Annotated in this window: 11 protein-coding genes; 8 read left to right on the top strand and 3 right to left on the bottom strand. The window is 52.0% G+C overall.

Translation table 11 applies throughout. From position 1 onward, the window contains the following. Positions 1-77 precede the first annotated feature (77 nt). The 3 genes from MKY96_RS27700 to MKY96_RS27690 all read left to right on the top strand — a co-directional run bounded on the left by MKY96_RS27700 (position 78) and on the right by MKY96_RS27690 (position 4,696). Positions 78-1,220 carry a response regulator gene (locus tag MKY96_RS27700; protein ID WP_340945498.1) on the top strand — a complete coding sequence of 381 codons (1,143 nt, stop codon included), beginning with the start codon at positions 78-80 and terminating at the stop codon, positions 1,218-1,220. Positions 1,221-1,313: 93 nt separating this feature from the next. Further along, positions 1,314-2,036, top strand: coding sequence for a GntR family transcriptional regulator (locus MKY96_RS27695; protein ID WP_340945495.1), 723 nt, complete (start codon positions 1,314-1,316; stop codon positions 2,034-2,036). Between the two features lie 275 nt (positions 2,037-2,311). After that, complete coding sequence (locus tag MKY96_RS27690; RefSeq protein ID WP_340945493.1) at positions 2,312-4,696, top strand: phosphoketolase family protein; 2,385 nt, start codon at positions 2,312-2,314, stop codon at positions 4,694-4,696. Positions 4,697-4,762: 66 nt separating this feature from the next. Here MKY96_RS27690 and MKY96_RS27685 read toward each other — a convergent pair whose 3' ends face one another. Both MKY96_RS27685 and MKY96_RS27680 read right to left on the bottom strand, forming a co-directional pair. Next, on the bottom strand, positions 4,763-5,650 hold the full coding sequence (locus tag MKY96_RS27685; protein WP_340945491.1) for a TIGR03915 family putative DNA repair protein: 888 nt from the start codon (positions 5,648-5,650) through the stop codon (positions 4,763-4,765). Beyond that, on the bottom strand, positions 5,650-6,960 hold the full coding sequence (locus tag MKY96_RS27680) for a putative DNA modification/repair radical SAM protein (protein WP_340946779.1): 1,311 nt from the start codon (positions 6,958-6,960) through the stop codon (positions 5,650-5,652). The genes MKY96_RS27685 and MKY96_RS27680 overlap by 1 nt, the downstream gene beginning before the upstream one ends. A gap of 193 nt (positions 6,961-7,153) precedes the next feature. Here MKY96_RS27680 and MKY96_RS27675 point away from each other — a divergent pair, with 193 nt between their 5' ends. From MKY96_RS27675 to MKY96_RS27665, 3 genes are all read left to right on the top strand, one after another. After that, the gene (locus MKY96_RS27675; RefSeq protein WP_036691301.1) at positions 7,154-7,345 is read left to right on the top strand and encodes a hypothetical protein; all 192 of its coding nucleotides are present in this window, start codon (positions 7,154-7,156) and stop codon (positions 7,343-7,345) included. A 313-nt stretch (positions 7,346-7,658) separates the two neighbouring features. After that, positions 7,659-10,445, top strand: coding sequence for a glycoside hydrolase family 3 C-terminal domain-containing protein (locus MKY96_RS27670; protein ID WP_340945488.1), 2,787 nt, complete (start codon positions 7,659-7,661; stop codon positions 10,443-10,445). A gap of 155 nt (positions 10,446-10,600) precedes the next feature. Further along, positions 10,601-11,887 (top strand): glycoside hydrolase family 18 protein, encoded by a 1,287-nt coding sequence (locus MKY96_RS27665; RefSeq protein WP_340945486.1) that lies wholly within the window; start codon positions 10,601-10,603, stop codon positions 11,885-11,887. A 101-nt stretch (positions 11,888-11,988) separates the two neighbouring features. On the opposite strand, the gene MKY96_RS27660 is transcribed toward MKY96_RS27665, so the two are convergent. Beyond that, positions 11,989-12,375, bottom strand: coding sequence for a hypothetical protein (locus tag MKY96_RS27660; protein WP_340945483.1), 387 nt, complete (start codon positions 12,373-12,375; stop codon positions 11,989-11,991). Between the two features lie 290 nt (positions 12,376-12,665). On the opposite strand from MKY96_RS27660, the gene MKY96_RS27655 reads away from it, so the two are divergent. Continuing rightward, on the top strand, positions 12,666-15,719 hold the full coding sequence (locus tag MKY96_RS27655) for an S-layer homology domain-containing protein (RefSeq protein ID WP_340945480.1): 3,054 nt from the start codon (positions 12,666-12,668) through the stop codon (positions 15,717-15,719). A 134-nt stretch (positions 15,720-15,853) separates the two neighbouring features. Beyond that, positions 15,854-16,759, top strand: a complete 906-nt coding sequence (locus MKY96_RS27650; protein ID WP_340945477.1) for an AraC family transcriptional regulator — start codon at positions 15,854-15,856, stop codon at positions 16,757-16,759. Positions 16,760-16,775: the final 16 nt, after the last annotated feature.

The following is a 16,775-nucleotide window of genomic DNA, read 5'->3' as shown; positions in this document are numbered from 1 at the left end:
TCCAGCCCCTAAATCATTAAATTTGAAGTATAATGGTTATAAAACCGTACCGATTTCCAGTTGCGAAGGAGATCCGAATGAAAGCAATCCTGATTGACGATGAAGAATTGGCACTAAAGGCTTTGGAACGCCAATTGCATGCGCTTGGGTGTTTCGAGATTATCGGCAAATATACCGATCCGCTGCAAGGGCAGCAAAAGGTAGAGGAGACCGAGACCGATATTGTGTTTCTCGATATTCATTTACCGGAGCTGAGCGGGATTGAGCTGGCGGAAAGGCTGCTTGAACAGAGACCTGATCTGCAGGTTGTATTCGTAACGGCATATGATAAGTATGCGATCAAGGCTTTTGAGCTGAATGCCCTGGATTATTTGCTTAAGCCGATTCATACGGACCGTCTGAAGCTTACAGTTCGGAGATTGAATGCTCAGCAGAAGCCTGGCCTGGTAGCCCGGGCAGCGTCAGCGCAGACAAGCTGGAGAATGCTGATGCTCGATGCCTTCCGGATCTACGAAGGGAGCCAGGAGCTTCCGTCACTGCAATGGAGAACGGCGAAGGCGCAGGAAATCTTTTTTTACCTGCTGCATCATCGCGGCAAAGTGGTCAGTAAAGCCACCCTGATTGAATTGCTGTGGGCTGATTTTGATCCGAACAGGGCCTATCCGCAGTTATATACAGCTGTGTATCATATCCGCAAGATGCTGGAGCCCTTCAGCAGAGAACGGATTCTCCTGCAAAATACGGCGGACGGCTATCTGCTCAAGCTGAATGGCATCTGCCTGGACGTTGATGAGTTTGACCGCTTTATCCAAGCGGGGTTAGAGCTCTCGAATGACACCCTGCCCGAATACGAACGAATCCTGAAGCTGTTCAAGAGCGAATATCTGGAGGGGTACGATTATGTGTGGGCGGAGCTTGAACGGCAGAGATTCCAGCTGCAGTGGATTCGGCTGAAGCTGAATCTGGTCCGCTGGTATATGGGGAATGCAGAATATGAACAGGCCTTCAAGCATATTGAACAGGTCTGCACCCGCTATCCGTTAGAGGAGCAAGCGCAATTATTGTACATGCAAATATCGGATAGAATGGGTTTTCATTTTCTGGTGCAAAGACAGTATGTATTGCTGGAAACGGTCATGGAAGCAGAGGTTGCGGAGAAACCGAGCCGGGAGATTGTCAAATGGTATAGGGATTGGGACAACAAGCGTCAGAAAGGGTGAATCCTCGGATTCATCCTTTTTGCCCTATCTAAATTATGATATATTTAATCTTGAATGAACTTGTTCTGCAAAGACCCGACGAAGGAGCCCCCCATGACCCAATTTGTCTACAAGCAGATTATTGCTGACCTCAAAACGAAGATCTTTGCCGGGCAGTACGCCGATATGAAGCTGCCGGATGAGCGCAGTCTCAGCGAGGCGTATCAGGTTAGCCGCAGTACCATTAAGCGTGCGCTGATGAAGATGGAGAGCTCGGGCATTATTTTCAAGAAACGCGGCTCCGGCACCTTCATCAATCCGTTATACATCAAGAACGATTCGATCTTCAATTACGAGGGCTCTAATCTGGGGGTGTCGGATAACTTCCAGATGCACGGCAAGAAGCCGGAGATCAAGGTGCTGAGCTTCGAGGTCATCCGGCCCACGCAGGAGCTTCAGCGGGATTTGTTCCTGTTGCCCCATGATTTCGTGTATAAAATCGTGCGTCTGCGCCTGTTTGAAGGTGCGCCGTTCATGATTGAGACGGGATATATTCCGATCAAAATTGTGCAAAATCTCGACCAGACGATTATCGAGGGGTCGATTTTTCATTATCTGGAGGAATCGCGCAATCTGGCGGTGACCAAGTCCTTTTTGTCTATTTTTGCAGAGCCTTCGCTGCCGAATGATCAGGAGTTGCTCCATCTGAAGGAGAATGAACCCGTAGGAATTATGGAGGGGATCTTCTTCCTGGATAACGGCACGCCGTTCGAATTCTCGCATATGCGCTTCCATTATGAGTATCTAAAGTTTAACACGTTTGTATCTGTGCATTAACGGATGGACGGTGTAAATAGCATAACTGAGGTATAGCAGGCCGGGAGGAATCCCGGTCTTTTTGTGTTTTTTAGTATAACAAATTAATCCATAATTATAAAAATAAACATCTTTTTGTGCGTGGTTTGCAGAGAATTTCATACTATGTTCAAAATTTCACAATATTGGACCGTATTAATTTCTAAAAAGATTGAATTTCTGAAATGCCGATGTATGATGTAACTGTAGAAGTGATACATTCAATTTACAAAGAAAAAGATTAGGGAGTGGAAGACATGGGATTAACAATCGAACAGGTGGATTATTCCTCGAAAACGTATCTGGCAAAGCTTGATGCTTACTGGCGTGCAACGAACTACATTTCCGTAGGCCAGCTTTATTTGAAGGATAACCCGTTGTTAAGAGAACCGCTGAAGGATGCAGATGTCAAAGTGAAGCCGATCGGACACTGGGGGACCATCCCTGGGCAGAACTTTATCTATGCGCACCTGAACCGTGTAATCACTAAATATGATCTCAACATGTTCTATATTGAAGGCCCGGGCCATGGCGGCCAGGTGATGGTGTCGAACTCTTATCTGGACGGAAGCTACACCGAAATCTATCCGCAGATCACCCAAGACATCCCTGGTCTGAAAAAGCTGTTCAAGCAGTTCTCCTTCCCTGGTGGTGTTGCCTCCCATGCGGCTCCTGAAACACCCGGATCGATTCATGAAGGCGGCGAGCTGGGTTACTCCCTGTCGCACAGCGTGGGCTCAATTCTGGATAACCCTGAGCTGATCTCCGCAGTAGTGGTAGGTGACGGCGAAGCAGAGACCGGTCCTCTGGCCGCTTCCTGGCTGTCCAACCGGTTCATCAACCCGATTACAGACGGTGCGGTATTACCGATTCTGCACTTGAACGGCTTCAAGATCAGTAACCCGACCATCCTGTCCCGGATGAGCAGAGAAGAATTAACCGCCTATTTTGCCGGAAACGGCTGGGAAGCCTTCTTCGTGGAAGGTGAGAACCCTGATCTGATGCACCCGGAAATGGCGAAGGTGCTGGATACGATCGTAGAGAGAATTGCCGCGATTCAGAAGAATGCCCGTGAAAATAACGATACTGCCCGTCCGGTATGGCCGATGCTGGTCTTCCGCTCCCCTAAAGGCTGGACCGGTCCGAAATCGTGGGATGGCGTGCCGAACGAAGGCTCTTTCCGTGCACACCAGGTACCGATTCCTGTGGATCAGAAGAACATGAAGCATGCTCCGGCGCTGCTGGAATGGCTGAACAGCTACAGACCTGAAGAATTGTTCGATGCGAACGGCCGTCTGAACGCGGATCTGGCGGAAATTCTGCCAACCGGCGACAGACGTATGGGGATGAACCCGGTCACCAATGCCGGCAAGCTGATCAAAGACCTGCACAAGCCGAATTTCCGCAACTACGCCTTGGATAATTCCGTTCCGGGTCAGGTAATTGCGCAGGATATGGCCGTGCTGGGGAAATACCTGAAAGAGGTTGTTACGCTCAACGAAGAGAACCGCAACTTCCGGATCTTTGGACCGGATGAGACCATGTCCAACCGTCTGGGACCTGTATTCGAAGTGACCAAGCGCCAATGGATGGACGCCATTCAGGAACCGCAGGATGAATTCCTCGCTCCGTATGGCCGTGTCATTGACTCCCAGTTATCAGAGCATCAGGCAGAGGGGATTCTGGAAGGGTACGTACTGACCGGCCGCCACGGATTCTTCGCCAGCTATGAAGCGTTCCTGCGTGTGGTCGATTCGATGATCACCCAGCACTTCAAGTGGCTGCGCAAGGCGACAGACCAGACCTGGAGAGAAGATATTCCATCCCTGAACGTCATCGCTACATCGACCGTGTTCCAGCAAGACCATAACGGTTATACCCACCAAGATCCGGGTCTGCTCGGCCATCTGGCTGACAAGAAGCCTGAATTCATCCGTGAGTATCTGCCGTCCGATGCGAACAGCCTGCTGGCTGTATTCGACACGATCCTGAATGACCGTCAGAAGATCAACCTGATCGTATCCTCCAAGCATCCGCGTCCACAGTGGTTCTCGGCCGATGAAGCTCAGGAGCTGGTAACTAAAGGACTCAAAATCATTGACTGGGCCAGCACAGACAAAGGCGGAGAGCCGGATCTCGTAATTGCTTCTTCCGGTACAGAACCAACTATGGAAGCCTTGGCTGCGATCTCGATCCTGCATGAGAAGCTGCCTGAGCTGAAGATCCGCTATATCAACGTGGTAGATCTGCTGAAGCTGAGAAGCCAGAAGCTCGATCCGCGCGGCTTGTCTGACGATGAGTTTGATCAATTTTTCACAAAAGACAAACCAGTCATCTTCGCCTTCCACGGCTATGAAGGCCTGATCAAAGACCTGTTCTTCGACCGCCACAACCATAACCTGCATGTGCACGGCTACCGCGAGAATGGCGACATCACGACACCGTTCGATATGCGTGTACTCAACCAGATGGACCGCTTCGACCTCTCGAAGGAAGCGGTGCTGAGTCTGCCGGAAGCAAGCAAATACCAGGCTATCGCTGACGAGATGGATGCTATGGTGCAGAAGCACCACGCGTACATCCGTGAAGAGGGCATCGACCTCCCAGAGGTTGAGAACTGGGTATGGAAGGCTTTGAACTAAGGTTAGGACGATAGTGTTATTTCATTAATAATATAGTAGGCTTCAATCAAGGAGCGCCCCGGTTAGTCATGTTGATGGCTGCGGGGCGCTTTTTGTGTCCGATGATTGGAGCTGGATTATGGTCTCCGGGTTGTCCGGGATCGATGAGGTCTCCGGCTGCAATACCTTCTTCCGCTGCGCCGCGGTGAGTACAGGGACACCATTACTCCCATTCATCTCCACCATGTGCTTCCAATAGCGCTTCGGCATCTTAGAGGAACGCAGCCGGTCGCTCTTGCGCTCCTTGATGCCGATGGCGTGATAGAAGCCGGTCCATAAGCGGCGGTACGCTTCCTCGGTCTCATCGGGCTCGAGTGGAGTCCACCCGCTTAAGGGAACGATGGCCTCCCGTCCGGGCTCATGAATCAGCGCCGCCCCGTGCGTCTGGTCGTAGATCATGAAGCTCTCCCCCTGGAACCGGTCGCAGAAGTGTTCCCGGATTACAGGCAGCACATAGCCCTGCGGTTCAATGACTGCGGCCATGACCGGGCCGTATACAGAGAAGCGGACGAAGCCTGTATACAGATGCGCTTCATGCCGGAGCTGCTGAACGGCCTTCATCAGACTGTTAACAGTATCATCAGCCAGCATATTCATCACCTTGCGGCCATGCCGGAAGCCGAGATACAGGAAGTTCAGCAGCAGCATTTCCTTATCGGGGGCGCAGCTCCAGAAGCCCAGACGCACCAGCTCCTCGGCTTCGCGGCTGATCCGCAGCGGCAGGGACTTCAGTACCCGCGCGGCCTTCTCCTTGTCGGTCTCAATCCATTTCGCTTCCAGCAGCAGGCCTATTTCTCCGCCTTCAGCATGAATTGCCAGCGGAATCTCCTTCCAGGCATAGCTCTCAAATACACAGCACAGCAGACCCTCGAAGCTTCCGTCATAGGTGTACGCCAGTGCGGACGGCTTGAACATCAGGCCTTCGCCCCCTTGTTGAAGCTGTTCCAGTCCCCGGCGGCGGGCAAGGTGGAGAGGTTGAAGTCATCGAACAGCGTGAGCTGTTCCACCTGCGGCTGCTGGAGAGCCAGCTGCTGCCCGGACATGAGGGAGCGGAGCAGCGTATGCTCGCTTACCTTCAGCCCTTCCAGCGGTTTGTCCTTGCAGGTGATGAAGAACTGGGCACGCTTGAGGACCACTCCCAGCTTCTTCAGCGCGTGGAAATCGAGCGATCCGGCCCGTCTGGCCTTCACGATCCGCTGTGCACTTCTTACGCCGATGCCGGGTACACGCAGCAGCATTTCGTACGGGGCGCGGTTGATCTCAACGGGGAACTGCTCCCGGTGGTTAACGGCCCAGCTGCACTTGGGGTCCAGCAGCGGGTTGAAGTTCGGCACGGCCTCATCCAATAATTCATTCGCCTTGAAGCCGTAGAAGCGCAGCAGCCAATCGGCTTGATAGAGCCGGTGTTCCCGCAGCAGCGGCGGCTTGGTGTCTAGAGCGGGCAGGAGGGAATCCTCCACCACCGGGGTGTAGGCCGAGAAGAATACGCGCTTAAGTGAGTATTTGCGGTATAAGCCTTCCGTCAGATTCAGAATCTGGTAATCGGTATCTGGCGTTGCTCCCACGATCATCTGGGTGCTCTGTCCGGCAGGCGCGAAGCGGGGAGCATGGTTATACTTGACGATATCGGAGCGGTTCTCCTTGATCCGGCTGGTAATCAGCCCCATCGGCTTCAGGATGGATACCTTGCTCTTATCAGGTGCGAGCCGTCCGAGGCTCTCCTGCGAGGGCAGCTCGATGTTGACGCTCATGCGGTCGGCAAGCAGACCAAGTCTGGACAGCAGGGCTTCGTCTGCTCCGGGGATGGCTTTTACATGAATATAACCGTTGAAGTGATAGACATTGCGCAGCAGCTCAAGTGCAGCAATTAACTGCTCTGTGGTGTAGTCCGGATTGCGCATAATGCCTGAGCTAAGAAATAGTCCTTCTATATAATTGCGGCGGTAGAATTGCATGGTGATATCTGCGATCTCTTCGGGGGTGAAGGCCGCCCGGCGAATGGGGTTAGATTTGCGGTTGATGCAATAGGCACAATCATATACACAACCGTTGGTCATAAGCACCTTCAGCAGCGAGATACAGCGCCCGTCCGCCGCGAAGCTGTGACAGATGCCCATCGGAGAGGTGTTGCCGAGCGCCCCGGCCTGGCCCTTGCGGTCGGAACCGCTTGAAGTGCACGCCACATCGTATTTGGCGGAAGCGGTCAGAATCTCTAGTTTCTCCATTACATCCACGGTCTCAATCCCCCTCATATGTGAGCATTATATACCGAACGTACGTTCTTGTCAAAAGTATCTCCCCCTTCTTGGCCGACTGTAAAATGTATGCGCATTCCTTCTTGTGCTATAATAGAAACTGATGGTTCATGGAATGAGGAATCATACGGTTATTGAAATTCGGGTTAGGAGTGTTGCTGAAGTGAGAGGATATAACATATGGCGGCCCATCATGCTGATTGCGGTTGCGCTGCTGACAAGACAGTTAGTGACAAGTGTGTGCCTGATGTTCGGCATGTCGCAGGAATCGGCAGGCAGTGTAGCCATGCTGGGCATGATCGTTGCTGCTCTTATTATGTACAACCGCATGATGAAGGGCCGCCGCCGCAGATAAAATAAACAGAAGATCCGGCCGTATCTCTTCAGGCGGAGCGGATTGCATAGGAACAGGCTTGAAAGACGCCCGCACAGGTGTCTTTTTATTTTAGAACTGTCTTTTTTACTAAAAAAATTTATGCAGACAGGTGCGCATCCCGGCGATCCGGCAAGCGGTGCTTGAATAATCTGGCTGGAGCTTATATTCTTAGAAGGATATGCTATATGAAGGACCATAGAGATTCAAGGTAACGTATATATTCCCTGCAGGGAGGGCGTTATCTATAGAATCAACCCACAGCATGGGAAATGAACATACAGGAGGAAACCAATTGAGTACACAGAACATTGGAGTGCCGTTAGAGGGTTTTGCAGAATTTAGCCGGACGGTAGCCGCAGAGGGTGCGGTACTGCTTAAGAATGAGGGACAGGTGCTTCCGCTGGGTGACGGTGAGAGCGTCGCTGTTTTTGGCAGAATACAGGTGAATTATTACCGCAGCGGTACAGGATCGGGCGGTAGCGTTCACGTTGCATATACGACGAATCTGCTGGATGGACTGCGCAGCAAGAAGAACATTAGCGTGAATGAAGAGCTGGCTGCAGCCTACGAGGCCTGGATCGGGCTTAACCCGTTCGATGACGGCGGCAAGGTATGGGCTGCGGAGCCGTGGAACCAGAAGGAAATGCCGCTTACGGACGAGCTGGTGAAACAGGCAAGAAGCCAGTCAGCCAAAGCGGTTGTGGTCATTGGACGTACGGCGGGCGAGGATCAGGATAATGCTGATACCGCAGGCAGCTACCGGCTCACGGAAGATGAGAAGGCGATGCTTGTCTCGGTTACGGCTCATTTTGAACAGACGATTGTGGTGCTCAACGTATCCAACATTATGGATATGAGCTGGGTAAATGACGCCGCTTATGTGAACCCTATCTCTGCAGTGATCTATTCCTGGCATGGCGGCATGGAGGGTGGCCACGCGATCGCCGATGTTCTGGCCGGAGAGGTTACGCCAAGCGGCAAGCTGACGGACACTATCGCGTATTCCATTGAGGATTACCCGTCGACCCGCAACTACGGCAATGAGTTCAAGAATCTGTACGAGGAAGATATCTATGTGGGCTACCGTTATTTCGAGACCTTCTGTCCCGATAAGGTTCAGTATGAATTCGGCTACGGGATCTCTTACACGACCTTCAAGCTGGAGCCGGAGGAAGCGAAGCTGGTGAACCAGGCGGGCGAGCCGCAGATTGAAATCGGCGTCACCGTAACGAATACGGGAGCCGTATATGCCGGTAAAGAAGTAGTGCAGGTGTATGTTGAAGCGCCGCAAGGACAGCTGGGTCAACCGGCCAAAGCGCTGGCAGCCTTCGCTAAGACCAAGCTGCTGGAGCCTGGTGAGTCTCAGCGCATTACTGTGAGCTTCCCGCTCCATTCCATGGCTTCCTATGATGACGCCGGAGTGACCGGGCACGTTTCCGCTTATGTGCTGGAAGCCGGAACCTACCGCTTCTATGCAGGAACCAGCGTCAAAGCGGTATCAGCAGTGCTTCTGGATGGACAAGAAGGCTATGTGCTGGATGAGCTTAAGGTCGTGGAACAGCTGCAAGAGGCTATGGCGCCTACCGAGAGCTTCATGCGGATGAAGCCGGGTGCCCGCAAGGCAGACGGTTCGTATGAGCTTATCTCCTCTGAAGTACCTACTCGCAAGGTAGATCTGGCGGAGCGGATTGAACGCAATCTGCCGCAACAGCTTCCGCAGACTGGCAATCAGGGATATACCCTGAGAGATGTCCATGACGGAAAAGTTAGCATGAGCACCTTCATTGCCCAGCTAAGCGACCAGGATCTGGCGGCGATTGTCCGGGGCGAAGGAATGAGCAGTCCGCTGGTCACTCCAGGTACGGCATCGGCGTTCGGGGGCGTGAGCGACAGTCTGTTCAGCTACGGCATTCCGGTTGCAGCTACAGCGGACGGCCCTTCCGGCATCCGTATGGACAGTGGGGCTAAGGCAACACAGGTATCGATTGGAACCCTGCTGGCCGCTACATGGAATGCGGAGCTGGTGGAAGAACTGTATGTTATGGAAGGCCAGGAATTATTGCGCAACCAGGTGGATGCGCTGCTGGGACCGGGGCTGAATATCCGGCGCAGCCCGCTCAACGGGCGTAACTTCGAATATTTCTCCGAAGATCCGCTGATCTCGGGGATCTTCGCTGCCGCATGCACACGCGGAATTATGAAAGGCGGCTCTAATGCGACGCTGAAGCATTTTGCCTGCAACAACCAGGAGAAGCACCGCAGTAAAGTCGATGCTGTCGTATCGGAACGCGCGCTGCGTGAGATCTACCTGAAGGGCTTCGAGATCGCAGTCAAGCAGGGCGGGGCCAATTCGATCATGACCTCCTACAATCCGGTGAACGGGCATTGGGCGGCTTCGAATTATGACCTCAACACCACGCTGCTTCGCGGCGAATGGGGCTTCCAGGGCATCGTCATGACCGACTGGTGGGCGATCATGAACGATGTGGTGAACGGAGGAACGGCAGACCGTAAGAATACGAACTGGATGGTCCGCGCCCAGAACGATCTGTACATGGTCGTTAGTAACTATGGGGCAGAGGTTAACGCTTACGATGACAATACGATCGCATCTCTGGAGAATGGTACGCTTACCCGCGGGGAGCTTCAGCGCTCAGCGATCAACATCTGTGAGTTCATCATGAAGGCGCCGGTATTCTCCAGAAAGCACGAGATTATTGAAGCGGTCGATACGTTCAAGGCTGATCCGGCTATCGGGGCTGAGCAGGTACAGGTGCTGAGCGAGAACGAACAGGTAACGCCTGCTGTGTCCGGGCCGACCTACATTCAGGCTGACGAGGCGGGCCAGTACCGCATTATTGTCAGCATCATGTCTCCTGAGCCTGAGCTTGCGCAGAGCGCCTGCAACCTGACCCTGAATGGACAAGCGGTAACCACCATTCAGACGAACGGAACGGAGGGCCGGTGGATCAGACAGAAGCTGGTCAAGGTTGAACTGGAAGCCGGACGGTATGAGCTGAATCTGGACTTCGTCAAGCCCGGCCTGCAGATTGAATGGATTGAATTCAAGCGGGTATAGCATCAGATCATTGATAGCATGAGCAGCAAGGCACCCTCCGGGGTGTCTTTTTTTGCAAATATTGAATTTACATGATCCGGCTGATTCCGCATACCCGCACGGCCGCCGAATAAAATAGAGATAAAACGGCTACTATGAAGGGATGGCAGGAACGTATGCAAATACATGTAGTGCAGCCGGGCCAGACGCTGTATGGTATTTCACAGGCCTACGGAGTAAGCACTGATACTATAACTGAGGCGAATCAGCTCTCTGCGCCGGGAAGCCTGGTGGCAGGGCAGGCGCTGGTAATCCCGATTGCCGGGCAGTATTATTGGGTGCAGCCGGGCGACAGCTACTACAGCATCGCCAAGCGGTTCGGCCTGAAGGCAAGCGAGCTGGCGGAGGTGAACGGGCTGACGCTGAATCAGCCGCTGCAGGTCGGACTCCGTCTGTACATTCCCCCTGGACCCAGGCGGCAGGCGGAAGTGAACGCGTATGTGGAGCCAAGGGGGGAGAGTGTCTCCCAGCCGCTGCAGAATGCTGCGCGTGAGGCTGCTCCTGAGCTGACGTATCTCGCACCGTTCAGCTTCCGGATCAAACGGGACGGAACGCTGGTCCCGCCGCCCCTGGACGGCCTCGCCTCCATTGCCGCGGAGCATCAGGTGACGCTGATGATGGTCGTGACGAATCTGGAGGATGCCCAGTTCAGCTCTGAGCTCGGGCGCATTATTCTGAATGATCAGGAGGTTCAGGACCGGCTGCTTGAGAACATCATCGCGGAAGCGAAGCGGCTGAACTTCCGGGATATCCACTTTGATCTGGAGTTTCTCCGGCCGGAGGACCGTGAAGCGTACAATGCTTTTCTGCGGAAAGCGGCAGAGGTCATTCATAAGGAGGGCTTCCTGCTGTCCACCGCCCTTGCCCCCAAGACCAGCGCGTCACAGGTTGGGGCCTGGTATACGGCGCATGACTATAAGGTCCACGGCGAGGTGGCCGACTTCGTCATTATTATGACGTATGAATGGGGCTATAGCGGGGGGCCGGCGATGCCTGTCTCGCCCATCGGGCCTGTCCGTCAGGTGCTGACCTATGCAGCAAGTGAGATGCCCGCCGGTAAAATCATGATGGGCCAGAATCTGTACGGCTATGATTGGACGCTGCCTTTTGTAGCAGGGGGGCAATATGCCAAAGCGCTCAGTCCGCAGGCGGCCATTGATCTGGCCAGGAACAGGAATGCAGCCATTCAATATGACTATAGAGCCCAGGCGCCGCATTTCAATTACACCGATGACGAAGGGCGGCAGCATACGGTATGGTTCGAGGATGCCCGCTCCATTCAGGCCAAGTTCGATCTGATCAAGGAGCTGGGCCTGCGGGGCATCAGCTACTGGAAGCTGGGCCTGCCTTTTCCGCAGAATTGGTTGCTGCTTGAGGATAACTTCAAGGTGGTCAAAAAATAGACTGGAGACCGTGCGGCCAGCGGCGGCGTAAGAATCCCCACACCAAAACGGATGTGCCCATGCTTCATGGCGGCACATCCGTTTTTTTGAAAATATAAATGTTAGCCCATTAAGCCCTTGAGCCCGCCCAGAAAAGGCCGGATCGACTTGATCATGTTGTAGCCCATCTTCATCACCGGCATAGCCTTCTGCACCATTCCGAACATGCCCATGAACCGTCCCAGCCCTCCGCCGATACCGGCAGCCCCGCCTCCCCCGCCCATTAGCGAGCCGAGTAGAGGCATGAAGCCGGATACCTCTGCTCTGCGCGCAGCTGAAGAGGATTTCCGTTTCGGCCCCTTACGCGTGCCGGGTCTGGACAGAATCACCGCCTCCTGGTTCAGGTCTGTAATCCACCCTACATAGGAACGCCCATTATGCAAAGTGATGCAGACCGGCTGGCCTTTCAGCTGCTGTGCCCGCTTGCGGAGCTTTGTTGAATTTGCCATTCGTCATTCACCTCACTGTTCTATTTACTCTATTTTACTCAGAACCTGGGAGGCGGCTTGTGCGGGTATGGAGTTTTGCGGAATATATTTGAACAACCCAGGGTTGTCTTTCGGGGCAGATGTTCTAAAAATATACAAATTGTGAATTCAGATTAATTGTCGTGAAATATTTTACAGTGAAAAAAAGGGAAACGGATATGCATGTAGAATTACCCTGAAGTACTGGGTTTAGAGTGAAAAATCATGACTTTAGTCCCGGTTCTAATTCTATTGGGGAGTGACCTAATCTCTTGGCTATCCATCGTTATTTAAGAAATACTTGCTTCATCGTCTTATTATTTGTTCTTTTACCCTTTACACGGAGTTACGCCGGTGCCGGGCAAATGGCAGACATCAAAGGACACTGGGCAGAGTCCGATATTCAGCAGTGGCTGGATCAAGGACTCATTACCGGCTATCCCGATCATACCTTCCGGCCGGGGGCTGAAGTATCCAGAGGTGAGTTCGTAGCACTCGTGAACAGAGCGTATAAGTATTCGGATACGAAGGCTATCAGCTTCAAGGATCTGAAGCCAGAGAATTTTGCGTACATAGAAGTGCAGAAAGCTACCGCTCAAGGATATATCAGCGGATTCAGCGACAATACCTTCCGTCCTGACAAGCCAATCACAAGACAGGAAACTGCAGTGATCCTATCCAGAATATTAGGCTTTGACAGTAAAGGGGCAACAGCCTCAGTCTCTGCACAGGACGCGAATCTTATCCCTGCCTGGAGCAAACCCGCTGTCCAGTATCTTCTGGATCAGGGGATCATGAGCAAGAATGCGGATGGAACCTTCCAACCTCAGCGCAATATGACCCGTGCCGAGACTGTAGTGGTCATTAAGAAGGCGCTGGCTCTGAGTACAGTGGTCTATGATCAGGCAAGTACGTTTGGAGATTCTGCAGTAAGCACAGTACAGCATAATGTGAGAATTACAGCTTCCAATGTCACGCTCCGCAATATGCATATCCAGGGTGACCTCGTCATTGCTAAAGAGGTGGCAGACGGGAACGCCTACCTTGAACAAGTTCAAGTAGACGGTGTAACCCGTATTGAAGGCGGAGGCAGCAACAGTATTCATATCCGGAACAGCAAACTAAACACAGTATCTGTGAACAGGCTGAATCATGCGGTGAGAGTTGTAGCTGAGGGTACAAGCGCTGTGCAGGACGTACAGATTCTATCCAGCGCGGTTATTGAAGAGAAGGATCTTACCGGCGATGGTTTTGTGAATGTAACCGTGCTTCCTGAGGCCCAGACATCTTCATCAGAGCGCACAGTGGTGCTTGCCGGAGACTTTAAGAAGGTTTCTGTAGGCGGCAGCCTCAAAGAGTTCAATGTTCGCTCAGGCAGCGTAGCTAATTTGCTCATCCAAGAGAATCTATTGATTCCTACTCTGAATTTCAGCAAGAATGTTGTTGTCGAAAAGCTGGAAATGAAGAGTAAGCTGACAATCTCCGGCGAGGGCCAAGTCAAAGGCATTGTATTGTCGGAAGGCGTACCGGACCCTAAGCTGCCAAAAGAACAAACACCTGCTGCACCTGCAACTGGCGGTGGCGGCGGGTCCTCTGACCCTGGAGCGGGCGGCGGCAGCGGCGGTGGATCTCCTGATCCACGTACAGGCGGGGGGAACGGGTCTAATCCTGTACCGGCGCTGGCTGTAACCGGAATTACCGCAGCAAACGGTATGGTAGAAGTCCAATTCAACCGGAACCTGGACAGCATACCGGATGCTGCTGATTTCGCCATTCTCGAACAGGTTAATCATGGCGAGTTTCATAAGGTTGAGGTAACTTTGGTTACGCTGCTTGATAATAAAGCAACAGTACAACTTACAATTCCTTCGATAGCGAATAGTGAGGCTGAGCAGCTGGCGGTATACTCCGTGTCTTATAAGGGTGGAAGCCCTGTATTATCTGGAGCGATTACTGTGCCTAAGGCTAATGTGACTGTGAGTGGGCGTTTGTTTATTCAGCCATATACGGAGACCAAGCCGGTTCCTGCCTTCAACCTTCATATCTACTTAACAGGAGCGAAGGGGACATATACTATTACCGTTACTAAGAGTGGAGATTACTCTTTTGTAAATGTAGTGCCAGGAACTTATGTCGTACTTATGCCTCTTTATCCATACAGATACCATACTCAAGAATTTACTGTGGAAGCAGGTAAGGATCTCGTTCTGCCCGATCATACGATCATAGAGAATCTGCCGGAAGCTGATGTCGATCAAATTACTTATACAGATATGCCTGTTATTTATGGTAGGGTTTTAAATTTGCGTGAGCCCTTCAAAGTAAAGATTGAGCTTGAAAATGGGAAGGAACTTAACAGCTATTCAGGAGTATATGATTTACAATTTGGCATCAATCTATATGACTACAATCCGAAACTGCAACTGAAGGAAAATGATAAATTATATGTGACCTTATACACGGATCGCGGCTGGACTAGTCAACGGTTTGAGATAAAGTTAGTTGAACGGCCTCAAACTAAGGCGCCTGTGGTGACGAGCGTGGTGTACGAAGATACTACAAGAATTAGAGGCATATTAATAGAAGATTCTTATAGTGAGGTTACAATTACCCGTGAAGATGGAACTTTATTTGGAAGATCCAGTAGTTATGACGGCATGTTTGATATCTACCTGTATAATCCCTCGCTTTTATCTGTTGGAGAGAAACTGATGGTCTATGCGCAAGCTCAAGGAAAGAGAAAAAGTGAGCCTGTCTACATCACTGTCGCAGCACCTAAGGCCGAAACAGCGAAACCCGTAGTTACTCGAATCGTTTATGAGAATGATTGGACAATCTACGGAACGGCTGAAGGAGACTCCACCATTGTTGTCAAACGTGCGGATGGTACCGTTCTGGGGCAGGCAAAGACCAGCAGTTATGAATACGTTGGTAATTTATGGGTAGAACTTGATCCGCGTCCTGTTGCTGGAGAGACTCTATATATAACCGCTAAGGGATATGAGAAGCTGACAAGCGAGCCTGTCGCCGTTGTAGTAGCCAGCAGGCCAACCACGCCAACTCCTACAGTAGTTGGTGTGGTTTATAGTGATAGTCCGAAGATAGAAGTTTATGTTCCTGGTCTATTCGACGCCTCGTATTTCTATCTTAAGACCAAGGATGGTAAATTAATTAGTGAGCTATTTACGTTCGGTGAGCGAGTTAACTTCTGGAACATTAAAGTTGCTCCTAATACACAATATCAAGTGACGGTTGTTGGTCCATTAATGAAAGAGAGCGAACCTTTCTTCTTCACAGTGATAGACCGAACCAAAGACACCGAATAATGAAGCGATTATAGTAAAAATCTAAAGGACACCTGCTGGTGTCCTTTTTGGTAGACGTTTAATACACCACAACTCAAGTCATATCTACACTCTAGGCCTCTGCTAAAATCAACAATGGAAGGAGGAGGACAACAATGTACGAATGGAATGAGATGGTCCAGCGCATGATTGACTGGGTGGAGGAGGATCTTGCGGCTTCGCCTACGCTGCTGGAGATGTCTGAGCAGCTGGGGTATTCGCCGTATTACTGCACCCGGCAATTTCATGTGCTGACCGGAATGACACTGCGGGACTATGTCTGGCAGCGCCGGATTGGCCGGGCGGCACTGGAGCTTAGGGACACGGAGGCGCGTATTCTCGATATTGCCGTAAAGTTCGGCTTTTCCTCTCAGGAGGCGTTCACGCGGGCCTTTTTCAGAGCCTTCAAGCTCACTCCACATGCTTACCGCAAGGCTCCACAGCCGATTCCGCTGGCTATTCGTGCCGAGGTGTTCTCTCCTTATCATTATCTGATCAGGGAGCGGGATAGAATGAGACAGGTGCATTTGCAGGAAGCGGAGATTAAGCTTGAGTGGATACCAGCGCATAAGTTTATCGGCATCCGCGATATCGGCTCTAACAATTACGGAGGATTCTGGAAGAATGGGCATGACTGCGATGAGGTCTCTGGAACCCTGGAGAGCATGTCGCATCATACGCTTCCTGGCCAGTTGGGCCAGACGGCAGGCTGGTTCTATCAGGAGGGGCGCAAAGGCTATCTGTATGGTATCCTTGTCGCGGCTGATTACGACGGGGCGGTTCCGGAGGGCATGGAATGCCGTGATATCCCGGAATCGGAGTACCTGGTCTTTTTTCATCCGCCCTTTGACTACTTGCAGGATAATGGGCAGGTGATGCGTATCGTTGAGGAAGTGGCTTGGAATTATGATCCTGCGGTTATGGGCTATGTGTGGGATGAAGAGGAGAAGCAGGATTATCAGCGGCATTTCCCGGAGGGTTACGGCTATGCGGTGCTGCGGCCGGTCCGTAAATTAGACTAACTTCAGACAGCAGGCT

The organism is Paenibacillus sp. FSL R7-0302 (assembly GCF_038006885.1).
Classification (GTDB): domain Bacteria; phylum Bacillota; class Bacilli; order Paenibacillales; family Paenibacillaceae; genus Paenibacillus_AQ.
This window is presented reverse-complemented; position numbering and strand designations above follow the sequence as displayed.

Coding starts and splice junctions, on each gene's coding strand:
- MKY96_RS27700 (WP_340945498.1), top strand. CDS start 78: ATGAAAGCAATCCTGATTGACGATGAAGAATTGGCACTAAAGGCTTTG.
- MKY96_RS27695 (WP_340945495.1), top strand. CDS start 1,314: ATGACCCAATTTGTCTACAAGCAGATTATTGCTGACCTCAAAACGAAG.
- MKY96_RS27690 (WP_340945493.1), top strand. CDS start 2,312: ATGGGATTAACAATCGAACAGGTGGATTATTCCTCGAAAACGTATCTG.
- MKY96_RS27685 (WP_340945491.1), bottom strand. CDS start 5,650: ATGTTCAAGCCGTCCGCACTGGCGTACACCTATGACGGAAGCTTCGAG.
- MKY96_RS27680 (WP_340946779.1), bottom strand. CDS start 6,960: ATGGAGAAACTAGAGATTCTGACCGCTTCCGCCAAATACGATGTGGCG.
- MKY96_RS27665 (WP_340945486.1), top strand. CDS start 10,601: ATGCAAATACATGTAGTGCAGCCGGGCCAGACGCTGTATGGTATTTCA.
- MKY96_RS27660 (WP_340945483.1), bottom strand. CDS start 12,375: ATGGCAAATTCAACAAAGCTCCGCAAGCGGGCACAGCAGCTGAAAGGC.
- MKY96_RS27650 (WP_340945477.1), top strand. CDS start 15,854: ATGTACGAATGGAATGAGATGGTCCAGCGCATGATTGACTGGGTGGAG.